A 23554-nucleotide genomic window follows, 5' to 3' on the forward strand; every position below is an offset into this window, starting at 1 on the left:
ACGAGAAGGAAGAGACTGTTACACATGAGCAACCGTCGCGCAGGTCATCTCGAACCTCCGCGACAGTGCCCACTGATGATTCGTGCCACCAGGCGATCCGGTTTGGTTCACAGTGGAAACAAGTCTCGAATCCGGCCGATTCCGAAGCGATTCCCGCCCCTGGCAACCACCGAACAAACCATCCCGCCGCCACTTCTGTCAACTTGTGGCTAACCGAGCGATCGCGCCAGGAACGGCCAGGAGACGCGCAGATCGTCCTCCCAGTAGCCCCACGAGTGCGTACCGACGGGTCGGTCGTCGAAGGTCACCGGAATGTCCAGCTCGTTCAACCGGTTCGTGAGATTGACTGTGCAGTAGTGGATCGCCGCCTCGATCGGCCCGCCGAACGCGATCTGCACCGGCAGCGGAATCCGGCCCTCCCGCACCCGCCGATCACCGGGGGTGTCATGCGGCGACGCCGGAATCCCGCTGCCCGCACTCAGATAGACGGCGGTCCCGCGCAACCGGTCCGCGTTGAGCAGCGGATCGTTGGCCCGCCACAGCGGCCCGCCGGCCGGGCCCCACATGTTCTCCACGCTCTGCCCGCCGCCCCAGTTCTCCACCGTGAGCCGGACGAACTCGTGCCCGACGGGATCGGAGGTCTGCGCGCAACCGCTGTAGGACGCCACGCTCTTCCAGAAGCCGGGCTTGGCTATCGCCAGGTTCAGAACGGAGGTGCCACTCATCGACACCCCGGCCAGCGCGCGGTTGCCGTCGGCCGAAAGGTAGTCCTCGATGATCGGCGGCAGTTCGTCGTTGAGGAAGGTCTGCCATCTGTTGTGCCCCAGGACGGCGTCGTCGCGTATCCAGTCGGTGTAGTAGGAGTTGCTCCCGCCGAACGGCGTCACCACATTCACGTTCTTGTCCCGCAGGAAGTCGAACGCGTCGGTCTGCACATCCCATCCGCTCTCGTTGGGCCCGCCCCCGGAGCCGTTGAGCAGGTACAGCGTGGGGCGCGAGCGGTCCGCGGCGCGGACGACCTGCACCGGAATCGGCCGGTTCATCGCGGCCGAGAAGACCAGCACCGTCTCCTGCCGGTCGTTGACGTCCGCCACCGAGACCACGCCGGGCGTTTCGGGCGCCGCGGTCGCGGTGCCGCCGGCCACGCCGGCCGCTGCCAGCGCACCGGCCAGCGCCCACCGCGTGATCCGTGTCCGTCTCGATCGCTGTGTATCCACCATCAGCCCCTCGTGGTCGAGTCGTCGGCGCTTTTCGCGACGAATTCGCGAGGGGTTCGTGCCGGAGGGCCTTCAGGTTTGGCGATGCCGCGGATCCGATCGCCGCGGCGCGGCCGTCAGGTGAGTGGCACGCCCGCGATGGGCTCGGTGGTCGGTGCGGGCGAGCCGCCCGCCGGTTCGATCGAAAGCGCGAGCTGGACGGCGTCACCGAAACGCAGGAGCAGCGGCGCCTGCGCGCCGGGCAGACCGGGCAGCACGCCGGCCGAACGGACCTGGCCCGCCGGCGAGATCAGCCACAGCTGATACGTGCGGTCCGCCGGTGGGTTCGGCACGGTCTCGAAGGAAACGACGGCCGCGTCCAGCCGGCGCGACATGTGCACGGTGACGGTACCGCCGCCCGTCACCGGCGCGACGCTCTCACGGCCGTCCGGCTGTGCGTCGATCTGCTCGGCGGTGATCTCGCCCGCGTCGTGGGATTGACTGCGGTACACCGCGATTCCGGCGCCCGCTCCGACGGCGACCACGATCGCCGCGGCGGCCGCGAGCCACCGCATGCGGAGGGCAGGCCCGACCGCGAGTACCGGGTCCGCCGCGCCGTCGAGATGGAGGTCGAGCGCTCGCTGCACCCTCGCCTCGAGATCCGGGGGCGCGGGCACGGCATCGACGATGGTCATCGTCGCCAGCGTCTCGCGCAGGTCGTGCACGGTGGCACGGAAGTCGTCGGCGACGCTCTCCGGCGCGTCCTCGAGGCGCCGCTCGACGACGCGCCGCTCGTCGGCGGACAACGCGTCGAGCGCGTACGGGTACGCCAGTTCGAGCAGGTCGGCATCGTCGTGGTCAGGCATCGCGCACCGATCCTGTCAAGCAGTTCCGTAGTTTTCTGAGGCCGTCCCGAATCCGTGTCTTCACGGTGTTCAGCGGGACGTCCAAGTGGTCGGCCACCTCGGCATAGGTGCGGCCGCCGTAGTATGCGAGAGCAACTGTCTCACGCTGGATTTCGGTGAGGGTATCGAGGCAGGACACGACCGCACGTTCGTCCGAGCGCTGGCCGACCGTCTCGGCGACGGTGTCGTGGTCACGCCCCAGCTGCCGCTGCCCGTAGGCGAGATCCCTTGTGGTGGCGGAGATTTCGACCCGAACCCGGTCGACGGCGCGGCGATGGGTGAGCATCATGAGCCACCCGATCGGACTGGCCAGGCGAGTGTCGTATTGGGCTGCCGCCTTCCACACGTGGAGATAGACCTCCTGGGTGATCTCCTCGGCCAGCGCGGGCCGTCGCAGGATGCGCAGCGCCAGGCCGTACACGCGGTGCTGGGTCGAGCGGTAGAGCTGGGTGAACGCCTGCCGATCGCCGCCCGCGACGCCCTTCAGCAGTTCGGCGAGCCGATCGGCGGCGTCCCGGTCGGGCGCCGGGCAGGCGTCCGATTCGAAGCCGTCATCGAGACGGCCGATGCCGACCGAAATGCGGCGCTCATCCGCCATAGCGTGGTATCTCCAGAGGTAGAGGTGTCCCGGCGGCAGTGCCGATGCTGTCGGTCGCGCGCGACCGGCGGACCGGCCTCCTCTCGCCTCGCACCTTACCCCGAGCACCGACGCGCTCACCGGGTCTGCCCGACGGCGCAACTCATGCCGTTCCGGATTCGGCCAGCCCGGCGGCGAGCCGCTTGAGACCCTCACGGATGCGCGCTTTCACGGTGGCCAGCGGCGTCTGCAGGCGCTCGGACACCTGCAGATAGGTGAGCCCGCCGTAATAGGCCAGCACGATGCTCTCGCGCTGCAACGCGGTCAGGGTGTGCAGGCAGCGCCGCACCGCTTGTTCGTCCAGATGCTGTTCGACGGTCTCGGACACCACGTCGTGCGAGCGACCCGTCTGCACCTGGCCGAACACCGATTCGCGCCCGGCGGCGGCGCGGTCGGCCCGGATGCGGTCGACCACGCGCCGATGGGTCAGCATCATCAGCCACCCCACCGGACTCGACATCCGCGGGTCGTACCGGCCCGCGAGCGACCACACCTGGATGTACACCTCTTGGGCGACATCTTCGGCTGTCGCCGGATTGCGCATCATCGATAACGCCAAGCCGAAGACGCGGTGACTGGTGTGCCGGTAGAAGACCGCGAACGCGTCGCGGTCTCCGTTCCCCGTCGCGGCGAGCAGGTCCGCGAGACGCGGTCGAGGATCTTGGACAAGTAGTTCAGCGGCCGTGCTCACTTCGTTCATCAGAGTGGTACCTGCAGCTTTCGCCGAATCAGCGTCCGGACGCCGCCGGCGCATGATTCGCTCGTTCCTTCGTGGTACGCGGGCGAGTCATTCGGAAGGGCTTCGAACAGCCCGGCCGGATGGTTTGGTCACGAATGGAACAGATTCAGCCGCGGGTCACAGGCCCGCGATGCCCTTGCCCGCCACCACCGCGCCCATCACGAGTAGCACCACGGCCATGACGGCGTGGTTGTTGTCCTGCAACCAGATTCGGGCCGAGTCGAGGGTGCCGCGGAGACGGTCGGCCGCGATCGCGTAGCCGAGGACCACGACCAGCACGCTCGCCGCCGCGAGCGCCGTGAACACCAGGACCGCCCCCACCTTGCCGCTCGCACCCAGGTCACCGGTGCCCACGGCGACGCCCGCCGACAGGCACAGCAGCAGGTTCTTCGGATTGACCGCCGACAGCAGCATGCCCAGCCCGGCCGCCTTGGTCGCGGTGAGCTGGTCGATGGCCCGCATCCAGCCCGGCGGCGTCGTGTCGGCGCGGCCGCGCCATTGCGCGACGGCCAGCGCCACGAGCAGTACTCCGAGCACGATTTTGATCCAGGCGGCCGCCGTGGACGGCTCACGACCGCCGGTATTCCCGAGCAGTCCGGACAACGCGGTCACCGCCGCGGTCACGCCGCCGATGCCCACCACCCAGCCGACCGCGAAGCCGCCACCGGCGCCCCCACCGTGCTTCGACAGGATCATCAGGATGGCCGCGACCACGGGAATCGGCGAGATCGCGACCCCGACCGCCAGTGGTAGCAGTTCGCCGAGCACCGGACCCATTGCGGAACCCCTGTCGTCGCGACTCCTCGCCGTTCGAGAAGCGATGCGGCTGGATTCGATCACGAGGTCCGCGCGGCGACCTCACCCGACGAGGATGAACCGCCGTGCGCGGACCCCGTGACCGAGCCCGCGGACGTCAGGAATTCTTGTTGTACGCCGCCACCACATCCGCCTGGATGCGGCCGCGGCTCGACACGTTGTAGCCGTTGCGCCGGGCCCAGTCCCGGATCGCCGCCGTCTGCTCGCGATCGGTCGACGAACGCGCCACCACGCTGCTCTTGCCCTTGGGAATGCGGCCGACCTTCCGCGCCGGCCCCGCCCACTGCTCGAACACCTCACGCAGCTTGCCGGCATTCTGCACCGACAAGTCGATCTCGTACTCCACGCCGTCGACAGCGAACCGCACCGTCTCCTTCGCCTCGGACTTGCCGTCGTAGTCGTCCACCAGCTCGACGATGACTTTCCGTGCCATACACCCGCCTCTTTCGCCGAAGTACAAGAACGACAACACTAAACCGGGAACGAATCGGAAAACAATTCCGGGGCGGATATCCCGAATTCGCGGGGCACGGCCGCGCTACCAGTCGACCAGCAATTCCGTCAGGCCGCCGTTGAGCTTGTCGGTATACAGCTGGACGGCCTCCGCCGGGCGGGCCAACCGCACACCGGGGAGTCGCCGGGGTAGTTCGGTGAAGACCACATTCAACTCGGCGCGGGCCAGGTTGGCCCCGATGCAGTGGTGTGCGCCGTGCCCGAAAGCGATGTGCGGGTTCGGGTTCCGGGCCGGGTCGAATTCGTCGGGAGTGTCGAACACGTTCGGGTCCCGATTGGCGGCGGCCGGGGCGATGACGACCAATTCGCCCTTCTCGATGGTGACGCCGCCGACCTCCAGCGGTTCGAGCGCGTGCCGCGGATGGATCGCGTTGTCCGACGGTGCGGCCATGCGGAGGATTTCCTCTACGGCGCTCGGCACGGATTCGGGGTGCGTGCGCAGCCGCCGATACCGGGCGGGCTCGGCGAGCAGGAACAAGGTGCCGAAGTCGATGCGGCCGACGGTCGTGGTCTGCCCGGCGAACAACAGCACCGCCGCGGTCCGGGCGATCAGGGTGGCGTCCAGGCCCTCGGCGGACTCGGCGGCGATGAGATCGGACACCACATCCGTACCCGGTTCCCGGCGCTTGCGGTCCACCAGATCCATCATGTAGGCGAACAGTTCGTTCGTCGCCCGCACGCCCGCCGCGGGATCGTCGAGCAGTCCGATGGCATCACACCACGGCAGAAACCGGTCCCGGTCGCCGGTCGGGATGCCGACGATCTCGCAGATCACCGCCACGGGCAGCGGCACGGAGAACTCCGCGTGCAGGTCCAGCGGACGGGGCCGCTCCCGCAGCAGATCGATGTACTCCTCGACCAGTTCGCCGATCCGGTGCCGCAGCCGCTGCATCCGGCGCGCCGAGAACGCCGGAGCCAGCAGCCTTCTGATGTTCGCGTGGTCGGTCTGCTCGTGCGAGCGGTCGGCCGGCACATGCGCGCCCGAGGACGAGGTGGTGAATTTGCGGTCCTGGTTCGGGTCGTCGGGGTGGATACGAATCAGCCTGGGATCGGCGAACAATCGTTTGGCCAGTTCGTAATCCGTCACCAGCCAGGCCTCGTACCCGGCCTGGGTGACGATGCGCGCTACGGGAGTCTCCGCGCGCAAGGCGGCATACAGGGGCGCGAGTTCCAGTGCGCTGGCACGCGGGAACGGCAGCCGCGGCAGTGTCTCGGTAACCGGCATACCGAGCCTCCTTCGGTGGTCAGGCCTGTTTCACAAGACGGAATCGCCAGGCCGGCGGGATCTTCGACGAGGTCATGAAGGCGCGAATCGGTCGCTGCGTAGCGGGCACCTCCCCCACTCGGCTCTGCATCTCCTCGTTGGGGACCTCCTCGGCCAGCGCCACATCCCATGCCGGGAACCGGCGGCCGAGTTCTTCCGCGGTCATCCCCACCTCGCCGTAGGCCTCGCGGCCCCAGATCCACAGCACGGCGCCGGGCGCCGCATGGGCCGTCACGACCTCGGCATACCGGTCGCGCGAATTCCACGGAACGCTGTGCAGGCAGCCGAAGTCGACGAGCAGTGTGTAGTCGGCGCCGATCTCGGCGTCTTCGAGGGCGAGAAGGTCGCCGTGCACGAACCGGGCCGTCGTCACGCCCTCCGTACGGGCCCGCTCCCGCGCGCGCTCGACGGCCTCGGCGACCAGTTCGACCCCCGTCACCTCCCAGCCGTGCTTCGCCAGGTAGACGCTGTTGCGGCCGGTGCCGCAGCCGAGGTCCAGCGCGCGGCCGGGCGGCAGCGCGTCGGCGCCCTCGACCAGTTCGACCAACCCGCGATCGGTGTCGAACGTATCCCAGAACGCCAGTCCCAGGCGGTAATACATCTCGTAGGGCAGGGTGCTGGTGGAGGTCTTCTTCACCGTTTCCACTTCCTCTCCACCACCGCCGGGCGCGGATCGGCGTCGTCTGCCCGCCGCACGGTGATGCGGCGGGGATTGATGCGTTCGCGGCGGAAGGCCGCCACCGCGACTTGCGGGTAACGCCACGACAGCGGAGCGAGCCGCTCCCAGAGCGGACTCAGTGCCCGGCTCACCGCGCACACCGCCACATACAGCCGCTCCTCCCGGGCCGACCAGGAGATCTCCAGTTGTTCCCGCACGGCGGCCGGGGTGCCGCCGATGGTCAGGAACATCAGCACGGCGACGAACGCATTCCAAGCGCGGGGCGGGATCTTTCCGCCCGGCGGATGCGGCAGCGTGCGGCTGTTGAGCCGGCGGGCCACGTGCCGGGCGCCGATATTGCCCCGGCTCTCCTCACGCAGTACGCGCTCGAAGTACTCCTCGAATTCCGCCCAGCTGCGCGGCGCGTCGGCGGGCAGGGCGACGCCCCACATCGAGTACAGGTCCAGGCTCTCCCGGAACAGCCGCTCCTTCTCGGCCGGGCTCAGCCTTCGCACGAACCGGTCGATGCCGGTCACCAGGTGGTCGAGAAATGTGGCGTGCGCGAAAAAGAATGTATTCGCGTCCAGCGAGTGGTACCGGCCGCCGCCCGGCATGGTCCCCGACAACGGTTTGTGGTAGTTCCGGATCTGCAGACCACGCTTGCGGGCCTGTTCCGGTGGGGCGTAGACGGTTTCGAAGATCGGGGCGAAGGCGACGCGCAGCCGTTCCATCGGGCCGTGCGCCCGCGAATGCTGCATACCCGCCTGCGCGAATTGCGGGTGCACCGCCTGGGTGACCGCGCTCCGCAGCGCGATGCCGAAATGCCGGAAATCACCCATGTACCGCCAGGTGAGCGAGTGCGGCGAGAGCGGGAGTTGGTGTAGCTCAGATCTTTTCAGGCTGGAGTCGGCGGACCGCTCCGGAACGAGCGGTGGGGTGGCGGCGCGCCGCGCGGATTTCCCGGCGGCATCGTCCCCGTCCTCGCCCGAGCCACCGATCATGGAAATGATCTGCACCGCATCGACGGTACCGCAGTCCCACATTCACTGCAATGCTTGCGGCACAACGTCATCGGATGTTCGCGACATTGTTTCGGTAACATTCTCCGACGCCGCGAGGGAGTCCCCCGGACGGAATGCGGCGATGATGGAATCGACCGTCGCCACCCGGCCCGCGGGCGTCGACATCTCGCCGGAGAACACCACGTTGTCGCCGATCATCCGTTCCAGCCGGACCTCGTGGCGGACCAGGTCACCGGGCCACACCCGGCGTTCGAAGACGCACTCGCGCAGCACGGCGACCATGCCGACGCCGCCGAGCGGTTCCCGGCGGTCGTGCGCGGTCAGCAGCCACAGCAGCGCGCCGCTCTGCGCGAACGATTCGACCAGCAGGGTCTCGGGATAGCCGAACGCCGCCGGCGGCGCGTCCGCGGGCAGGCCCGCGTAACACGGCTCGGCCCCGGAGACCGCCTTGACCGTGGAGATGCGCTCACCCGCGGCGTACGACAGCACCCGGTCCACCAGCAGCATCGGATGCCGGTGCGGCAGAAACCGCCCGATCTCACCGTATTCCAGCATCCGCGCCTCCGTTCAGCGCGAAGACGAGGCGCACGGTGGCGGCGGTGACGCCGTCGCCGCGCACGCAGGTCGCCCGCACCTCGATCCGCCCTCCCGATCGGTCGACGGAGAATTTCCCGCGCACGACGAGCCGATCGCCCGGGCGCACCGGCGCGGTGAAACGTCCGGATCGCAGGCGCCGCAGCGGCCCGGCCCCGCCGGGAACCCCTTGCGCCAGAGCTACTTCCGCCGCCCGGACGACATTCTCGACAATGAAGACGCCCGGATAGATGAGATAGTCCGGATAGTGCCCCGCCTGATAGGGATCCGAGGCGACGACGGACCGCACGGCCTCGAATTCGCCGTCGCGCGGCACCGTCACCGTCAGCCCCGCGGCGGGAATCGGCGAGGCGACCGTCCCGGTCACAGGACCATCCCCCCATCGATCCGGATGACTTGGCCGGTAATGAAACTCGCGGCGTCCGAGACCAGGAAGTGCACCAGGTCGGCGACTTCCTCGGGAGTTCCGAAGCGGCGCAGGGTGATCGCCTCGAGCGCGCGCTCGCGGGCGGCCTGTTTCGACGCGGCGGTCATCTCGGTCTCGATCCAGCCGGGCGCGACGGAGTTGACGCGAATACCGTAGGGCCCCAGCTCCTTTGCCAGTGACCGGCTCAGGCCGTCGATGCCCGCCTTGGCGGCGGCGTAGTTCGTCTGCCCGGCGTTGCCGCGTTCCCCGGCGACCGAGGAGATATTGACGATCACTCCCTTCCGCTGCTTGATGAAGCTGAACGCCAGCCGTCGGCAGAAGTGGAAGGTGCCGGTCAGATTCGTGTCGAGCACGGTGTGCCAGTCCGCGTCCGACTGCAGCGCCAGTGGTTTGTCCCGGATCACCCCCGCGCAGTTGACCAGCGCCTCGATCGGCCCGATCGACTCCTCGACCGCGTCGAGGAAATGCCGCACCGCGGTGTCGTCGGCGACCTCGCACCGCGCGTAGTGACATTTCCGGCCCGCCTCCGTGACGGCGTCGGCGACCTCGCGCGCCGCGTTCTCGTCGGTGCGGTAGCACAGCCCGATGTCGTAGCCGGATCGCGCCAGCCGCACCGCGATCGCACGGCCGATGCCGCGCGATCCGCCGGTCACGACGGCACACGCCCCGTCGTCGCTCATCTCCGTCACCTCTCTCTCCGGCTCGCGGCGGGCCGGACCGTCGGTTGCTCAGCGGCCCGGCGACTCCCGTGCCGCCTCGGCCGCTCGCGCGGCCGCCGGTATGTCGGCGGGACAATTCACTGTGAGCGCGACCAATGCGCGGTCGTGCAGCCGGGCCAGGCCGCACAGCGCCTTACCGGGGCCTACCTCCACAAGAATGCGAGCGCCGAGATCGCCGGTGAGACTCTGCATGGTGCGGTGCCACTGCACCGGTTCGACCAGTTGCCGGCACGCCAGCTCCGCCCAGTCGGCGGGCCCCTTCTTGACCAGGCCGTCGGCATTGGTGACGACCGCGGTCCGGCCCGGCGTCACCGCGACCGCGGCCAGCGCCGCGGCGACGGCGGGCACCGCCGGGCTCATGAACGGTGTGTGGAACGCGCCGCCGACCCGCAGGTCGATGAGTTTGCCGCCGATCTCGCGGACTCCGGCATCGAGCGCGGCCAGCCCGGGCTCGGTCCCGGCGACGGTGATCTGTTGCGGCGCATTGATTCCCGCCACCCAGACCTCCGCACCCGTCTCTCGCACCCGCGTGACCAGACCGGCGCTGTCGGCGTGATCGGCATTGACGACGACCGCCATGGTCCCGGGCCGCTCTCGCGCGGCCACGACCATGGCCTCCGCGCGGACGCTCACCACCCGCGCGGCGTCGGCGAGACCGAGCACTCCGGCGGCGACCAGCGCCGAGTACTCCCCCAGGCTGTGCCCGGCGCAACCGGCCACACCGTCCACCGGAAGTCCCGCGGCCGCGAGTTCGGCGAGCACCACCATTTCCAGTGCGAAGGTGGCCAGTTGCGCATTGTCGGTGCGCCGCAGGGTCGCCGCGTCGGCGTGCAGCAGCAGTCCGGCGATGTCACGCCCGGTCAGCTCGGCGAGGGCGGCCACCAGAGCCCAGGATTCCGTCTCGGTCCACGGCTGCCCCATTCCGGGCCGTTGCGCCCCCTGTCCCGGGAACAGCAGGGCGACGGCGCCGGGCGCCCGGACCTCCTCGACGGTCATGACCTCACCCCGCCGGCGGTCAGGGCAGCCGGCCGAGCAGGTGGTCGTAGAGCCCCTGGACATTGCCGAGTTCGAGCAGTTCCTCGCCGCTGACCTCCACGTTGTACCGGCGCACCAGATGCACCGCCAGCTCCAGGCCCTTGGCCGAGTCGGCGCCGAGATCTTCCTTGAAATGCGCGGTGGCGGTGACCTGCTCGGGATCGATATCGAAGACGTCGGAGACGAGTTCGCGAAGCTCCTCGATGTCGGGTCTGGTCGAACTGGTCATGACTGCAACCTCTCCTCCGGTGCCGGATACGGCCAGATCGGCATCACCGCGGCCGCGTGCGCCCAGGCCCACGGCGCGAGCATGACGAACAGCGATCCGTACCACGGGGTCGACGCGAACTCCACGATCCCACCTCCGGTCACGGACGAACAATGTCACGACCACCGTCGGCCGGGCAGCTGCTCGATAAATGACAGTACGCGAGCGCGGCGGCCGGGGGCAAGCATCGGATAACATTTCAGTGCATTGTTTCGATCATTGCTGCGCTGCGCGGCGAACGCCACCGCAGACCACACTGTGGACGCCACATACCTTGGTGGCCAGCTGTTTTCGTGCACAGTTCGATGATTTGGGAGGCTCGGCGGCATGACACGAGCATTCAGGTTCGGGATCAGCATCATGACGGCTCCGGCGGACCGGGAATGGATTGCGGCCGGGGTTCGCGCCGCATCGCAGGGCTACGACATCCTGCTGGCGCCCGACCATCTGGCGACTCCCGCACCCTTCTCGTTCGCCGTGGCCGCGGCTTCCGCCACGCCGCTGCGCGTCGGCACCTACGTGCTCAACACCGGCCTGTATCCGACAGCGCTGCTGGCCCGTGAGGTAGCCACGGCGGCCGGGAACATCGCGGGACGATTCGAACTGGGTCTCGGAACCGGTTATCTGCCACAGGAATTCGCGGCCGCGGGCATCGACCCCGGCTCGCCGCGGGATCGAGTGGACGATCTGGCCCGCGCCCTCGACACCGCCCGCACGGCGCTCGGCGGACGGACGGACGTACCGATCCTGGTGGCGGGCAATGGAGACCGCGTCCTGCGACTGGCCGCCCGCCACGCCGATATCGTGAGCTTCCTCGGCATGCGCTACGACCCGTCGTCGGCCGGCGGGCTGAGCCCGCTCGGGCAGCGTGCTTTCGCCGAGCGGGTGGCCTACTTCGACCGCGTCGCCGCCGACCGATCGGCCGCGATCGAACGCAATCTCACCCTCCGCGCGGTGGTGGTCACCGACGACCGCGACGCCGCCCTGCGCGCCCTCACCCGGCGGTTCCGGCTGCCCGCCGAGGTCCTCGCCGACCTCCCGATACTCCTGGTGGGGACGATCCCGGAGATCGCGAAACAGGTCGAGGACCTCCGGGAGCGGTTCGGCATCTCCTACTTCGCCGTACCCGACCGGCACCAGGACGAGTTCGCTCCGGTCGTCGAATTACTGCGGGGCGCTTGAGGTTTCCGCGCCCACCGCGGCCACGCCGGGCGAGAGGTACTCCCGCAGCGGCAGCGACCGCGCCACCGCGAGGTCGCGCCACCGCCGGCACTGCGCGGCCAGGGCCGGGTTGGTGAGTTCCTGCGTCGCCACGAACCGGTCGTCCGCGTCGAATTCCATCGACCACAGGGCAGTGTCGTCGAACAGCCAGTAGTCGAACCCTTCCGGCAGGTCCGCGGGCCACGGCCCGTCGGGCACCGGCAGCACCCGGATGTCCTCGCCCGCGTCCACACACTGGACGAACGCGGCCAGCGCGAAACGCAGGTAGTCGCCGAGCGGTTCGCGGGCGACGAACACCCGCTGCAGCACGCGCCCCTCGGCGACGTGACCGGAGATCACGCGCAGGAACGTGTCGGGCAGATTGTCGATCCGTCCGGTGCGCAGGTATTCCCGCATCGGCTCCGCCTCGGAATCGAAGTCGTACCGCTGTAGCGTGGCGAGGCGGAACCACGACGAGCGGATGCCGGTGAGAAAGCCCCGAATCTCCGGCGATTGCAGTTCGGTGATCCGTCGTGACATGGGTGTTCCCTTCTACGCCGGAACCGCTTCGATGATGTCGGCGCGATCCAGCGTCGCGGTCGGCACGATCCGTGCGATTCGTAGTCCGGCCGCGCCCAGCAGTGTCGCGTAGCGGCGTTCGGTGCGCTCGCCGCGCCCGGAGGCGACGAACATGGTCAGATCCGCCCAGATCTTCTGCCGGTGTTCGCGGGTCGATTCGGTGCGGTCGGGCATCACGACCTCGACGACGAGCAAGCGCGACCGCGCACCCATCGCCGCGCGGCAGCGGCGCAGGATCTCCACCGCCCGGTCGTCGTCCCAGTCGTGCAGCACGCTCTTGAGCACGTAGGCGTCGGCCGCCTGCGGCAGCGGATCGCTGAAGAAACTGCCGCCCGCGAAGCGGTACCGGTCGGCCAGACCGGCGTCGGCGATGACGCGCTCCGCGCCCGCCCGGCAATAGGACCGGTCGAAGACCACGCCGGTCATGTCCGGGTAGCGGCGCAGGATCGGCGGCAGCAGCGTGCCGTACCCGCCGCCGACGTCCACGATGCTGCCGATCCCGGTGTAGTCGTAGGCGTCGGCGACGGCCTGTGCGACCGCAGCGGTCGCGTCGGCCATGGCGGTGTGGAACCGGTCCTGCGCCTCGGGCAGCGTGGCCAGGCGGTCGAAGGGATCGTCCACGCGCTCCTGCTCGCTGATCGGCGCGCGCCCGGCCCGGACACGCTCGGTGAGCCGCATCCAGCCGTGCAGGAAACGTTCACCGCCGGAGACGAGTACCGCGTCCCGCAGCGAGCCGGGCGCGTCGGCACGCAGCGCGGCGCCGGCGGCGGTCGCCTCGAACAGCTCGCCGTCGTCGAGCTGGCGCACCAGGCCGATGGTCGCGAGCGCGCGCAGCAGGCTGGTCACGCCCACCTCGTCGGCCCCGGTGGCCGCGGCGACGGCGGCCGCCGACCGGGGTCCGTCGGCGAGCGCGTCGGCGACGCCGAGTTCGGCGGCCGTGGTCATCGCGTAGCCGATCCAGCGGGTGGCGAGCAGGTCGGTGATCGTGTCGGTGTCCGGGTCGGCTCCGCAGTGCGGGCACATCGCTTCGGCGGTCAGTTCGGCCATGGCTGTTCCGTTCTCCCTTGGTATTTCCGTCGTCCGGTCAACGCAGCAGTTCCATGGCTTCGGCGAACAGGTCCATGGAATGGCCGAAGGTGGTGAAGTAGCTGATGCCCAGCCGCTCGTGCAGTTCCGCGATCTGGTCGGCGATATCGCGCGGGGTGCCCAGCAGGAAAACCGGTGAGTCGTCGAGGGTTTCGCGGGTGATGCCGGGCATCCGCGGCCGCAGCCGCTCGAGCAGCGGTCCCGCGTCGGTGGCGACCTGCTGCACGAGCAGGTTCAGTTCGACCTCGCTCAGGCGGTCGCGCGCGGCCGCCCGGACGAAGGACACGCGCTCGGCCAGCTGCGCCGATCCGGCCGGGAGCCGGCCGCCGTCGCGTCCCTTGGCGGCGCCGCTGAAGCTGATCACGTCGGCGTATTCGGCCGCCAGCCGCAGCAACCGGTCGCCGCCGCCCGCGATCAGCAGCCGCGGGCACGGCTGGTGCGGGCGGGGCGCGTATTCGGGGTCGGCGTAGAGCCGCCGCAGTTCGGCGACGGTGCGTCCGAGGTGCCGGACGCGGTCGCCCGCCGTGCCGAACGGTATTGCGGCGGCGCGGTATTCGGCCCCTACGTAGCCCGCGCCGATGCCCAGTTCGAGGCGGCCGCCGGTGAGTCGATCCACCGTCGCCACCTCGCGGGCCAGCAGTACCGGGTTGTAGAACCCGGCATTCAGCACGAACGTGTTGACCAGCACGTGTTCGGTCGCCTCGGCGGCCAGGACCAGCGCCGGGAACGGGGCCGGGTATCCGAGATGGTCGGCGAGCCCGATGACGTCGAAGCCGAGTTTCTCCGCGCGCCGCGATTCCTCGACGAATGCGGTGCGGTCGCCCGACCACACCGTGTTGACGCCGAATCGGAGTGTGTTCTTCTCGCTCATATGTCCTCCACCGCAACGACTCTCGATCTCAGCAGCACACGGTCGAGCGACTCCCGCAACGCCCGCACCGGGTCGTCCGGGGCGCGCCGGGCCCGCCAGGCCACCACCTGGTCCGGGCGGACCAGCAGCGCGCCGGTGTCCTCGAGGCCCACCGACTCCGCCCACGGCGCGTCCAGGCTGTGCAGCCGCAGTCCCGGTCGCGCGGCGGCGTCGACGGCCGGTTTCCAGTGCGCCGCATCGGGTCCGGTGAGCAGTGCGAAATCGGGGCCGATCAGGTCGAGGGTCGAACGGTCGTGATCCAGCGGCCGGTGCGGGAGCCGGGTGCCGGGCTGGCCGGACAGCGCGAAATGGTCTGTGGGGGCACTACTTCCATCGTCGATGACCGCCGCGGATCGGTACTGGGCGCCGAGGATCAGCACCGTCGGATCGGCCAGCGCCGTGCCATCGGGCGAGGTGCCGTACTTGCGGCGCAGATCCGCGGCGCTGCGCAGGCTGGACTGATCGGCGGTGAACCAGCCCACCGGATGTCGTTCGTCGTGGTAGGTGTCGAGCAGGCGCGCCGAGGCGGCGCCGCGCAGCACGTCGGCCAGCTTCCACGCCAGATTGTGCGCGGCCTGGATGCCGGTGTTCGCGCCCAGCGCGGCGTACGGCGGCATCACGTGTGCCGCGTCGCCGACCAGGAAGACCCGCCCCGCGCCGAATCGGTCGGCAATGAACATTCCCGGTGTCCATTCCATGACCCGAGCCACCCGGACCTCGATGCCGGGGACGCCGATCGCGGCCCGCATCGCGTCGGCCCATTCCCGTTCCGAGCGATCGGCATACACGGCGGTGGTGAAGAACCAGCGCCCGCCGCCCGCGCCCGCCAGTCCCCCGCCGACCTGCTCGTTGTCGATCTGGAAAATGCGGTTCTCCCGGTCGTCGACCAGCGCGGCGAGGTCGGCGTGGAATTCGATGTTGACCAGTGTCTCCATGGCCCCGCGGCCGCTGCGGGCGATGCCGAGCCGGTCTCGGATCGCGCTGTGCGCCCCGTCGGCGGCGATGAGGTAGTCGGCCCGGATCGTCTCCATGCCACCGGCGGCCGCCCGCACGGAGGCCGTGATGCCGTCCGCGTCCTCGGACCAGTCGTCGCATTCGACGCCGAAGCGCAGTTCGACGCCGCGCTCCGCCGCGATCTCGCGCAGCACCGGCTCGAGCAGGTCCTGCGCGCACAGGCAGGTCTGCACGGGCGTGACGGCCGACGGCCCCGGACCGGGCGGGCGCGGCAGGTCGAGAGGTTTCGCCGCGACGAGCGAGGGACCTGCCGACGCGAGTTGCCCGCCGCCCCGGAACGACACTGTCCGGGAGGCCGCCAGGATGCGTTCGGCTATCCCGATCTGACGGAAGATCTCGACGGTGCGGACATTGATCCGCCGCGCCTTGGGCAGTGTCGAGGTCTCCCGGCGTCGTTCCACCAGTACCGCCTCCGCGCCGTACCAGTTCAGGAACAATGCCGCCGACAGGCCGGCCAGCCCGCCGCCGACGATCAGCACACGCGGCATCAACGCCATCCCGCGTGTTCGGCCACCACGTCGTGGACGGCCTTCATGTTGACCATCTTCGCCAGCTCCGACTGCGGTATCTCCACCTTGTAGGTCTTCTCCAGGCGGGCCAGGATCTCGATGGCGCGCAGCGAATCGGCCTCGTGGTCCTCCACGAAGAGGCTGTCGTCGGTGAGTTCGTCGGGTTCCAGCTCGAGGACGTCGCACACGATCTCGCGCAGTTCGTCCATGTGGGCCTGGTAGGAAGTCGTGTCGGTCATCGCTGTCTCCTGTTTCCGATCCGATGCCGCTGTCTCCCAGCAGGTTCCGCGCGGCGGCGGATGAACGAACGTCCGGTCTCGACGATATCCAATTTTTCCGCGCTTTGTCAGAGCATTCTTCGGCAATGTTCCGACAATGCGCCCGGCGAGCTGTCAGGCGGGCTGCCGGCGCAGCAGCGCGCGCAGTTGCCCGGCGAACTCCACCGGGTGGGTGATGTGCGGGTTGTAGCCGCCGTCGAACACGAACACCTCGCCGCCGACGAGATCGGCCAGGGCGTGCGCGCAGCGGCTGCCGAACATCTGCGGTGGCGTCGATTCACCCACGGCCGCAATGAATTCCACCCCCGACGCGGACAGCTCGCCCGGTTCCGGGGCGGTCTCGCAGGCGGCCGGGATCTCGTTGACGTACAACCATTCGAAGTTGCGGGTGCGCTCGGCCGACATCACCTGGGACTTCAGGTTGAGTTTGGCCGTCTGGCCGCCGCCCGGTCCCCGCTTGCCGCTTTCCGCGCCGCGGCGCTGGTCGGCGACATCGATGCCGAGGAACTCCCCGGTGCGCACGATCGTCTGGACCAGGCCGGCCGTCCGATAGGTGTGCGCGAGGTCCAGGAATTCGCGAACGTGCCGCCCCCGTTCGGGTTCGGGCAGCAGGAAGGGGGCGTGCGGGGTGTGCGCGACCACGCCGGCGACCTGTTCCGGATGCCGCGCCGCCAGCAGCAGCGCCGTCACGACGCCGAGGCCGACGCCGAATACGGTCGCCGGGCGTCCGCCCAGCGCGGTGAGCAGCATGTGCGCGTCGTCGGCGTGGGTGTGGTGCGAGACCAGCCCGCCCGGGTCTGCGGTGAGCGGGCTGCGGTGGAAGCCGCGGCGGTCGTAGGTGATCACCGTGAACGTCTCGCCGAGTTCGGCGATCGAGTCCGCGCGGCGGCGCGACTCCCCGCCGCCGTTGTCGGAGATGAGCAGCAGCGGCCCGGCGCCGGAGACCTCGTAGAACAATCCCGCGCCGGGCACCTGCAATGTTCCGGATCGGCTCGTACCATTCACGGAAATGTCCCTCCAACCCGGGCTCGTCACCAGCGCGATCGACACATGTGGCGTGTGAACCATTGCACCACAGCGTGTTTCGTCCGGACTTCGATCGGCCATCAATGCTCGACAATTCAAGCTACTATGGGTCTCGGTGTCAGACAATAGCCGGAGGTGGTCATGACCAGGCGGACAAACAATGAATTCAGCTTCGGCGGGTTCAATCATGTGTCGCTGCTGTGCGACGACATGAAGCGCACCGTCGAGTTCTATCGCGACATCCTGGGGATGCCCCTGATCAAGACGGTGGACCTGCCCAAACGGCCCGGCGGCGGGCAGCAGTTCGTCTTCGACGTCGGCAACGGCGCGTCGCTGACGATCTTCTGGCTGGCCAACCGGACCGACGGCCGGCCCGGCAATTTCAATCCGCCGCCGGGCGACCAGGAGTCCGAGGCGCCGCAGTGGAACGCCGCCGTCAGCTCGCTCAACCACATCGCCTTCGATGTGCCGCCGGAGAAGTTCGACGAGTACTACGAGCGGCTCAAGGCCAAGGGGGTCGGCGTCGGGCCGATCCGCAATCACGACGACAGCGAGACCCAGGAGGCGGAGCAACTGCACCCCGGCGTGTACTGCCGCTCGTTCTACTTCCGCGACCCGGACGGGGTTCTACTCGAATTCGCCTGCTGGACCCGGGAACTCACCGAGGACGAGGTGGTGCACGAGCCCAAGACGGCGGCCGACCGCACGCCCGTGGCCGCGACGTCCTAGCCGCGACGGCGACGACCCTCCGGCCGCGGAGGGTCGCTTCGCCGGTTTCACGCCGCGGCCTTTCTCCCCACCACGAGCAGGGTCGGATCCTGCGGGATGCGCGACACGCTGACATCGTGCAGCGGCAGGTCCCGCACCATCGCGCGGGCCTCGTCCAGTTCCAGTCCCTGGCCCGCGACATAGGTCCGGAAATGCCACAGCAACGGGCCCCGCGCGAGCTTGGGCGCGTTCATGCGCGCGACGAAACCCTGTGCGGCCTCGAAGGTGCAGCCCCGGTCGATCTCGAGGACCGTGAGCCGCCCGCCCGGCCGCAGGACCCGCACCAGCTCCGCCATTCCCGCGGCCCGGTCGGGCCAGTGTTTGATCGAGCCGACGCTGACGACCGTCGAGAAGCGATCGTCGGCGAACGGCAGGTCCGTCGCGGAGGCCACGCGAAATGTCACGCGGTCACGGAGCCGGGCCGCCCGCTGGGTGGCCCGTTCCACTTGATCCGCCGAGAGGTCCACCCCCACGACCGACACGTCGTCGGCGCGTTCGGCGACCGCGAGCGCCAGATGCCCACCGCCACAGCCGACGTCGAGGACCGAGCCGCCGATGGCGACGTCCGCGAGCAGGCTGTCGACGAGACCGGCCTGGCTGGCCAGCACGCTGCCGGCCACCGTCCGGTCGTAGAACCACGATTCGAAGCCGCTGTAGGTGGAGGTGATGTCGCGGAACAATCCCATGCCGAAATCCGATCCGTGTCAGTGCTGCGCGAGCCACGTCGCGATGTGGCGGGCGACGTCGGCCGCGCCGTCGGTGAGCAGGGTGAAATGGTCGTAGCCGACCTCGAGCACGGTGTGTTCGGGCTGCCACGGGGAAGCGAGCGGGAACTCCGGGAGGTCGCCGCCGGGCGGGCGGTAGTTCTCCGTGCAGCGGACGAACAGCACGGGCAGCGGCAGCGGGTTCAGCGGCAGCGCGCGTAGGTGGCGGCCCCACATCGCCATGGCGGTGAGCTTCACCGCGAGACCGCTGTCGCCGGTTCCGTCCTCGCCGTCGAGCATGCCCGCGAACAACGGTTCCATCGGGGCGCCCCAGCCCGCCGCGTCCGGCCGGAAGCTGTCGAGCATCACCAGCCCGCGCAACTCTCCTGGGCGCCGGGCGGCAAATTCTCCGGCGACGGCATGCGCCAGGACGCCGCCCGAGGAGTAGCCGACGAGCACGATCGGCCGTCCTCCCGCCGCGTGTTCCACCGCGTCACACAGCCAGGAGACCGCGGCCGAGGGGGTGGCGGGCAGGGGTTCGCCCGCACCGAACCCGGCCAACGGCACTCCGCTCACGGGTGTCCGGCGCTCGAATTGCTTGGCGATACGCACGTATTGATGGATGCCGCCGGTGATGATCGGCGCGCTGACACACACCAGCAGCGGGTCGGCCGGGCCCTGGGAGAGCGTCAGCGGTGCGGGCGGCGGTCCCGCGGCCTCGAAGGTCGGGCGCAGGTCCGCCGCCGCGCTGATCAGTGCCAGTCCCCGGTCTACGGTGCGGGTCCGCACGGCGGCCCGGAACAGTTCGGCGACACCGAGATCCGCGGCGACGGGGGCCTTGGCTTCGGTGTTCGACGTGTCCGGTTGCGCCAGGCGCGACATGATCAGGTCCGCGAGACCGGTGACCGAGCCGGAATCCAGGATTTCCATGGGCGACAGCCGTATTCCGCTCTTCCGGCGCACCCCGGCCTGAATGTCCATGACACTCAGCGATTCCACCCCGAGTTCGAGGAAGGGGCGATCCGGCTCGACCGCGCCGGGATCCCGGTGTCCGAGTGCGGCCGCGACGACGGCCCGCACCTCCGCGGCGATGTCCCGCCGCACGTCCGGCCCGGCATGGGTGAGGTCTCGCGCGGATTCCGGTTCCGGTCTCGCACGCACGGCGTCGGCGACGAGCTGCCGGAGCAGTGCGGGGCGATAGTCGGTGCGGTCGGCCAGGACGGCGGCGTCGATCCGTACCGGGTGCAGTACCGGTTCGCCGCGCCGGACGGCACGGTCGAACAGACCGAGGGCCTCCTCTCCGCTCAATCGCGAAATACCCTGCCGCCGTACGCGTTCCAGCTGCAGGTCGGTGGTCAGGGCGCCGACTCCGAGTTCGGCCCACGGCCCCCATGCCAGCGCCGTGGCGGGCAGCCCCAGCCCGCTGCGGTGGGATGCCAGTGCGGCGAGGAAGGCGCTACCCACCGCATCGCAGGCCTGTGCCGCCGGTAGGACCGATCCGGTCGCCGCCGACAGCAACAGCAGGAACGACAGGTCCATATCCGCGGTGAGTTCGTGCAGATGCCAGGCCCCGGCGTGGTTCCGCAGCGCGGCGTCCAACGGGGCGGGGGCAAGGGTGCGCACCAACGCGAGCGGTGGCGACGGTGCCGTGTAGACGATTCCGAGCGGCGCACCGGCGACGACGAGCCGAGTGAGCAAGCGCCGCAAAGCATCCCGCTCCGCCGGATCACAGACCTCGATCCGCGCCTCGGCGCCCGAGTCCGCGAGGTCGCCCAGCAGAGGCCTCCCGACCTCCTCGGGAGCCGGCTCACAGGTGGTCAGGACAAGCCGCCGCGCCCCAAGCGCGGCGGCCAAATGCAGCGCCACCTGCGCGCCGTATCCCGTGGTCCCCCCGATCACGAGCACGGTCCCGGTCACATCCAGGCCGGACCCGGACGCTGTACTCGCAGAACCCAACTCAGGGCGTGCGGGTCCAGGGTCGGGGCGTGCGGGTCCAAGGTCGGGGCGTGTGGGTCCAAGGTCGGGGCGTGTGGGCTCGGGGTCGGCGTGTGGGACAGGGGCGAATCGGGGGACCAGGAGTTGTCCGTCGCGGAGGGCGAGTTCCGGCTCGTCCGGGGGAACCAGGTCGGTGAGGTCGGCCGAGTCGTCGGTGTCGGCGAGCTGGACGCGGCCGGGGTGTTCGGCTTGGGCGGCGCGGACGAGGCCCCAGACGGGTGCGGAGGCGAGGTCGGTGACGTCTTTTCCCGCCACATCGATAGCGCCGCTGGTGACGACGAGCAGGCGGGCGCGCGCGTATCGGTCGTCGGTAAGCCAGGCCCGCAGTACGGCAAATACCCGGCCGGTGGATTTGCGCATTCCCTCCGGAACTGCCTCCGCCGCGGCGTCGATCCGCAGGACCACCAGGTCGGGCACCGGGCCGCCGGTGCGGACCCGGTCCCAATCCGCACAGATTCCGGCGCGCTCACCGGCATCCTCGGCCCAGCCCGTGTCGCCGACCGGATGTCGCTCCGATTCCACGGGCAGCCAACGCACGTGATAAAGCGATTCCGTCTGTGCGGCAGCGCGTTCCGATTCGCCTGGGGTCTGCGGCCCGGGTAGCTGGATATCGTGCCCAGACTCACCGTGCTGATCGTCGCCCTCACCGTGCTGGTCGTCGCTGGGGACAGCACGCTGCGTTCGATGAGGCGCTGTCCCGGTCGGTGCCGCGAATGCACCGACCTCATCGTGGGCTCGGCCCGCCGCTTCATCGACATCCCAGGCCGCGCCGCGCCGGGCGGGAATCCAATAGTGCTCATGCTGGAATGCGTAGGTGGGCAGCGCGATTCGGCGGGCGTCCGATTCGCGGAACAACGCCTGCCACTCGACGTCGCGCCCGTGGACGAAGGCCCTCGCTACGCCGTCGAGCAGCGCTTCTTGCTCGCCGCGATCTCTGCGCATGGTCGCGAGGACCACCGCGTCCGCGGCGATCTCACCGATGGCGGCCGTCAGCCCGCTGCCGGGGCCGATCTCCACGAACTGCGATATGCCGCTTCCGCGTAGCGTGGCGATGCCGTCGGCGAATCGGACCGTCTGCCGGGCGTGCCGTACCCAGTAGTCCGCCGAGCCGTAATCCGCGGCACCGAACTCGCCCGTGAGATTCGAGACGACCGGAATGTCCGGAGCGCTGGTCGAAATGCCGCGGAGTTCGGCGGCGAGGTCCGCGAGCACGGGATCGATGAGCGGGGAGTGGAAGGCGTGGGAGACGGTGAGCCGCTTCGTCCGGCGGCCCTGCGCGGCGAAGTCCGCCGCGACCTCTTCGACCGTCTCGGCGCGGCCGGAGATCACGACCGAGCGCGGGCCGTTCACCGCGGCGATCTCCGCTCCGGGACGCAGCCGCGCCCGCACTTCGTCCGCGGCCGCCTGCACCGCGACCATCGCCCCGCCGCCGGGCAGCGACCGCATCAGCGCGGCCCGTGCCGCCACGACCCGCACGGCGTCCGGGAGCGACAGCACACCCGCGACGTGCGCGGCGGCGATCTCACCGACCGAATGCCCGGCCACGGCATCGGGGACCATGCCCCACGATTCGAGCAGCCGGAACAGTGCCACTTCGATCGCGAAGAGACCCGCCTGAGCGTTCTCCGTCCGCGCGAGCACCTCGGAGTCGTTGCCCCACACCGTCTCTCGCAACGGATACCCGAACTGCTCTGTTATGGCATCCCACGCGGCGGCGAAGACCGGGTACCGTTCGTACAGTTCACGGCCCATCCCCGGCCACTGCGCGCCCTGGCCGGGGAACACGAACGCGGCGCGCGCCGAGGCCGAGGCGGGCGTCTGTGCGTCGGCTGTCCGCAACCCTGCCAGCAACGACTCGCGGTCCGTTCCGCGCACCACCGTCCGGTACTCGAACACGGTCCGCCGCGCCAGGGATACGCCGACGTCGGCCACATCCAGTTCGGGCCGCTCATCGACGAACTCACGCAATCGTTCGCACTGGGCCGACAATGCCGCCCGCGAGCGCGCCGAGACTACCCACGGAATAACGTGCGGCGTAGGAGTTTCGGTCTCACCATCCGCGGTGCCAGCTCGGCGGAGGGGCGGCGCAAAGCGCGGCTTCTCCGGCCGCGCGGGAGGTTCCTCGAGAATGACGTGGGCGTTGGTGCCCGATATCCCGAACGACGACACCGCCGCCCGCCGCGGACGCCCCAGATCCGGCCACGGCCGCTGCTCGGTCAACAGGCGCACATGACCCGACGACCAATCCACATGCGGCGTCGGCTCGTCCACATGCAACGTCTTCGGCAATATCCCGTGCCGCATAGCGTGAATCATCTTGATCACCCCCGCCATTCCCGCGGCGGCCTGCGTATGTCCGATATTGGATTTCACCGAACCGAGCCACAACGGTTCGCCGTCGCGGTCGCGCTGACCGTAGGTCGCCAGTGCCGCCTGCGCCTCGATGGGATCGCCGAGCCTCGTACCGGTGCCGTGCGCCTCCAGTACATCGATATCGCTCACCGATAAGCCCGCGTTCGCCAATGCCGCCCGGATAACACGCTGCTGTGCGGGTCCGTTCGGCGCCGTCACACCATTCGACGCACCATCCTGATTCACCGCCGAACCACGCACCACCGCAAAAACCTCATGACCATTACGCACAGCATCCGAAAGCTTCTCCACCACAAGAACACCCACACCCTCACCCCAA

The 23554-nt window shown here is 69.6% G+C and carries 25 protein-coding genes; 2 read left to right on the forward strand and 23 right to left on the reverse strand.

What is annotated here, in order from left to right; translation table 11 throughout:
- Positions 1-209: 209 nt before the first annotated feature.
- The 15 genes from QH470_RS15055 to QH470_RS15125 form a co-directional block, all read right to left on the reverse strand.
- Positions 210-1220: an alpha/beta hydrolase gene (locus QH470_RS15055; protein ID WP_280272975.1), complete on the reverse strand. Its 1011-nt coding sequence runs from the start codon at positions 1218-1220 to the stop codon at positions 210-212.
- 113 nt (positions 1221-1333) lie between these two features.
- Positions 1334-2062, reverse strand: a complete 729-nt coding sequence (locus QH470_RS15060) for an anti-sigma factor (protein ID WP_280272976.1) — start codon at positions 2060-2062, stop codon at positions 1334-1336.
- Positions 2055-2699, reverse strand: a complete 645-nt coding sequence (sigK, locus tag QH470_RS15065) for an ECF RNA polymerase sigma factor SigK (RefSeq protein WP_280272977.1) — start codon at positions 2697-2699, stop codon at positions 2055-2057. Before sigK ends, QH470_RS15060 begins: the two co-directional genes overlap by 8 nt.
- Before the next feature lie 142 nt (positions 2700-2841).
- Complete coding sequence (locus QH470_RS15070; protein ID WP_280272978.1) at positions 2842-3438, reverse strand: sigma-70 family RNA polymerase sigma factor; 597 nt, start codon at positions 3436-3438, stop codon at positions 2842-2844.
- A gap of 156 nt (positions 3439-3594) precedes the next feature.
- Positions 3595-4254 (reverse strand): GAP family protein, encoded by a 660-nt coding sequence (locus tag QH470_RS15075; RefSeq protein ID WP_280272979.1) that lies wholly within the window; start codon positions 4252-4254, stop codon positions 3595-3597.
- Between the two features lie 136 nt (positions 4255-4390).
- Positions 4391-4726 carry a histone-like nucleoid-structuring protein Lsr2 gene (locus QH470_RS15080; protein ID WP_280272980.1) on the reverse strand — a complete coding sequence of 112 codons (336 nt, stop codon included), beginning with the start codon at positions 4724-4726 and terminating at the stop codon, positions 4391-4393.
- 105 nt (positions 4727-4831) lie between these two features.
- Positions 4832-6031 (reverse strand): cytochrome P450, encoded by a 1200-nt coding sequence (locus tag QH470_RS15085; protein ID WP_280272981.1) that lies wholly within the window; start codon positions 6029-6031, stop codon positions 4832-4834.
- Positions 6032-6050: 19 nt separating this feature from the next.
- Positions 6051-6707 carry a class I SAM-dependent methyltransferase gene (locus QH470_RS15090; protein WP_280272982.1) on the reverse strand — a complete coding sequence of 219 codons (657 nt, stop codon included), beginning with the start codon at positions 6705-6707 and terminating at the stop codon, positions 6051-6053.
- A complete protein-coding gene (locus tag QH470_RS15095) occupies positions 6704-7744 on the reverse strand; it encodes an oxygenase MpaB family protein (RefSeq protein ID WP_280272983.1) in 1041 nt (346 codons plus the stop codon). The genes QH470_RS15090 and QH470_RS15095 overlap by 4 nt, the downstream gene beginning before the upstream one ends.
- Positions 7745-7771: 27 nt before the next feature.
- On the reverse strand, positions 7772-8305 hold the full coding sequence (locus QH470_RS15100; protein WP_280272984.1) for a 3-hydroxyacyl-ACP dehydratase FabZ family protein: 534 nt from the start codon (positions 8303-8305) through the stop codon (positions 7772-7774).
- The gene (locus QH470_RS15105; RefSeq protein ID WP_280272985.1) at positions 8289-8711 is read right to left on the reverse strand and encodes an ApeI family dehydratase; all 423 of its coding nucleotides are present in this window, start codon (positions 8709-8711) and stop codon (positions 8289-8291) included. The genes QH470_RS15100 and QH470_RS15105 overlap by 17 nt, the downstream gene beginning before the upstream one ends.
- Positions 8708-9451 (reverse strand): 3-oxoacyl-ACP reductase FabG, encoded by a 744-nt coding sequence (gene fabG / locus QH470_RS15110; protein WP_280272986.1) that lies wholly within the window; start codon positions 9449-9451, stop codon positions 8708-8710. The genes QH470_RS15105 and fabG overlap by 4 nt, the downstream gene beginning before the upstream one ends.
- A gap of 48 nt (positions 9452-9499) precedes the next feature.
- On the reverse strand, positions 9500-10486 hold the full coding sequence (locus QH470_RS15115; protein WP_280272987.1) for an ACP S-malonyltransferase: 987 nt from the start codon (positions 10484-10486) through the stop codon (positions 9500-9502).
- Between the two features lie 19 nt (positions 10487-10505).
- Positions 10506-10754 carry an acyl carrier protein gene (locus QH470_RS15120; RefSeq protein WP_280272988.1) on the reverse strand — a complete coding sequence of 83 codons (249 nt, stop codon included), beginning with the start codon at positions 10752-10754 and terminating at the stop codon, positions 10506-10508.
- Positions 10751-10897, reverse strand: coding sequence for a hypothetical protein (locus tag QH470_RS15125; RefSeq protein ID WP_280272989.1), 147 nt, complete (start codon positions 10895-10897; stop codon positions 10751-10753). Before QH470_RS15125 ends, QH470_RS15120 begins: the two co-directional genes overlap by 4 nt.
- A gap of 223 nt (positions 10898-11120) precedes the next feature.
- On the opposite strand from QH470_RS15125, the gene QH470_RS15130 reads away from it, so the two are divergent.
- Positions 11121-11975, forward strand: a complete 855-nt coding sequence (locus QH470_RS15130) for a TIGR03621 family F420-dependent LLM class oxidoreductase (protein ID WP_280272990.1) — start codon at positions 11121-11123, stop codon at positions 11973-11975.
- Here QH470_RS15130 and QH470_RS15135 read toward each other — a convergent pair.
- From QH470_RS15135 to QH470_RS15160, 6 genes are all read right to left on the reverse strand, one after another.
- A complete protein-coding gene (locus QH470_RS15135) occupies positions 11958-12533 on the reverse strand; it encodes a DUF6879 family protein (RefSeq protein WP_280272991.1) in 576 nt (191 codons plus the stop codon). The genes QH470_RS15130 and QH470_RS15135 overlap by 18 nt on opposite strands.
- Positions 12534-12545: 12 nt before the next feature.
- A complete protein-coding gene (locus QH470_RS15140) occupies positions 12546-13619 on the reverse strand; it encodes a methyltransferase (protein WP_280272992.1) in 1074 nt (357 codons plus the stop codon).
- A 37-nt stretch (positions 13620-13656) separates the two neighbouring features.
- Positions 13657-14529, reverse strand: coding sequence for a TIGR03621 family F420-dependent LLM class oxidoreductase (locus tag QH470_RS15145; RefSeq protein WP_280272993.1), 873 nt, complete (start codon positions 14527-14529; stop codon positions 13657-13659).
- Positions 14526-16070, reverse strand: a complete 1545-nt coding sequence (locus tag QH470_RS15150) for an FAD-dependent monooxygenase (protein ID WP_280272994.1) — start codon at positions 16068-16070, stop codon at positions 14526-14528. The genes QH470_RS15145 and QH470_RS15150 overlap by 4 nt, the downstream gene beginning before the upstream one ends.
- Positions 16070-16330 (reverse strand): acyl carrier protein, encoded by a 261-nt coding sequence (locus tag QH470_RS15155; protein WP_280272995.1) that lies wholly within the window; start codon positions 16328-16330, stop codon positions 16070-16072. The genes QH470_RS15150 and QH470_RS15155 overlap by 1 nt, the downstream gene beginning before the upstream one ends.
- 153 nt (positions 16331-16483) lie before the next feature.
- Complete coding sequence (locus QH470_RS15160; protein ID WP_280272996.1) at positions 16484-17374, reverse strand: alpha/beta fold hydrolase; 891 nt, start codon at positions 17372-17374, stop codon at positions 16484-16486.
- A 156-nt stretch (positions 17375-17530) separates the two neighbouring features.
- Between QH470_RS15160 and QH470_RS15165 the strand changes: the two genes are divergently transcribed.
- The gene (locus QH470_RS15165) at positions 17531-18124 is read left to right on the forward strand and encodes a VOC family protein (protein ID WP_400177893.1); all 594 of its coding nucleotides are present in this window, start codon (positions 17531-17533) and stop codon (positions 18122-18124) included.
- A 47-nt stretch (positions 18125-18171) separates the two neighbouring features.
- Here QH470_RS15165 and QH470_RS15170 read toward each other — a convergent pair whose 3' ends face one another.
- Positions 18172-18849, reverse strand: coding sequence for a class I SAM-dependent methyltransferase (locus tag QH470_RS15170; RefSeq protein ID WP_280272998.1), 678 nt, complete (start codon positions 18847-18849; stop codon positions 18172-18174).
- 18 nt (positions 18850-18867) lie between these two features.
- Entirely contained in the window at positions 18868-23541 is a 4674-nt protein-coding gene (locus tag QH470_RS15175) for an acyltransferase domain-containing protein (protein WP_342228444.1), read from the reverse strand.
- Positions 23542-23554: the final 13 nt, after the last annotated feature.

The sequence above is a fragment of the Nocardia wallacei genome, assembly GCF_029868745.1.
Lineage (GTDB): Bacteria > Actinomycetota > Actinomycetes > Mycobacteriales > Mycobacteriaceae > Nocardia > Nocardia wallacei_B.

What these genes read in the sequence shown, in the direction of transcription:
- QH470_RS15055 (WP_280272975.1), bottom strand. Translation starts at nt 1,220, where the DNA reads ATGGTGGATACACAGCGATCGAGACGGACACGGATCACGCGGTGGGCG.
- QH470_RS15145 (WP_280272993.1), bottom strand. Translation starts at nt 14,529, where the DNA reads ATGAGCGAGAAGAACACACTCCGATTCGGCGTCAACACGGTGTGGTCG.
- sigK (WP_280272977.1), bottom strand. Translation starts at nt 2,699, where the DNA reads ATGGCGGATGAGCGCCGCATTTCGGTCGGCATCGGCCGTCTCGATGAC.
- QH470_RS15115 (WP_280272987.1), bottom strand. Translation starts at nt 10,486, where the DNA reads ATGACCGTCGAGGAGGTCCGGGCGCCCGGCGCCGTCGCCCTGCTGTTC.
- fabG (WP_280272986.1), bottom strand. Translation starts at nt 9,451, where the DNA reads ATGAGCGACGACGGGGCGTGTGCCGTCGTGACCGGCGGATCGCGCGGC.
- QH470_RS15155 (WP_280272995.1), bottom strand. Translation starts at nt 16,330, where the DNA reads ATGACCGACACGACTTCCTACCAGGCCCACATGGACGAACTGCGCGAG.
- QH470_RS15140 (WP_280272992.1), bottom strand. Translation starts at nt 13,619, where the DNA reads ATGGCCGAACTGACCGCCGAAGCGATGTGCCCGCACTGCGGAGCCGAC.
- QH470_RS15120 (WP_280272988.1), bottom strand. Translation starts at nt 10,754, where the DNA reads ATGACCAGTTCGACCAGACCCGACATCGAGGAGCTTCGCGAACTCGTC.
- QH470_RS15080 (WP_280272980.1), bottom strand. Translation starts at nt 4,726, where the DNA reads ATGGCACGGAAAGTCATCGTCGAGCTGGTGGACGACTACGACGGCAAG.
- QH470_RS15085 (WP_280272981.1), bottom strand. Translation starts at nt 6,031, where the DNA reads ATGCCGGTTACCGAGACACTGCCGCGGCTGCCGTTCCCGCGTGCCAGC.
- QH470_RS15150 (WP_280272994.1), bottom strand. Translation starts at nt 16,070, where the DNA reads ATGCCGCGTGTGCTGATCGTCGGCGGCGGGCTGGCCGGCCTGTCGGCG.
- QH470_RS15130 (WP_280272990.1), top strand. Translation starts at nt 11,121, where the DNA reads ATGACACGAGCATTCAGGTTCGGGATCAGCATCATGACGGCTCCGGCG.
- QH470_RS15075 (WP_280272979.1), bottom strand. Translation starts at nt 4,254, where the DNA reads ATGGGTCCGGTGCTCGGCGAACTGCTACCACTGGCGGTCGGGGTCGCG.
- QH470_RS15170 (WP_280272998.1), bottom strand. Translation starts at nt 18,849, where the DNA reads ATGGGATTGTTCCGCGACATCACCTCCACCTACAGCGGCTTCGAATCG.
- QH470_RS15100 (WP_280272984.1), bottom strand. Translation starts at nt 8,305, where the DNA reads ATGCTGGAATACGGTGAGATCGGGCGGTTTCTGCCGCACCGGCATCCG.
- QH470_RS15070 (WP_280272978.1), bottom strand. Translation starts at nt 3,438, where the DNA reads ATGAACGAAGTGAGCACGGCCGCTGAACTACTTGTCCAAGATCCTCGA.
- QH470_RS15135 (WP_280272991.1), bottom strand. Translation starts at nt 12,533, where the DNA reads ATGTCACGACGGATCACCGAACTGCAATCGCCGGAGATTCGGGGCTTT.
- QH470_RS15060 (WP_280272976.1), bottom strand. Translation starts at nt 2,062, where the DNA reads ATGCCTGACCACGACGATGCCGACCTGCTCGAACTGGCGTACCCGTAC.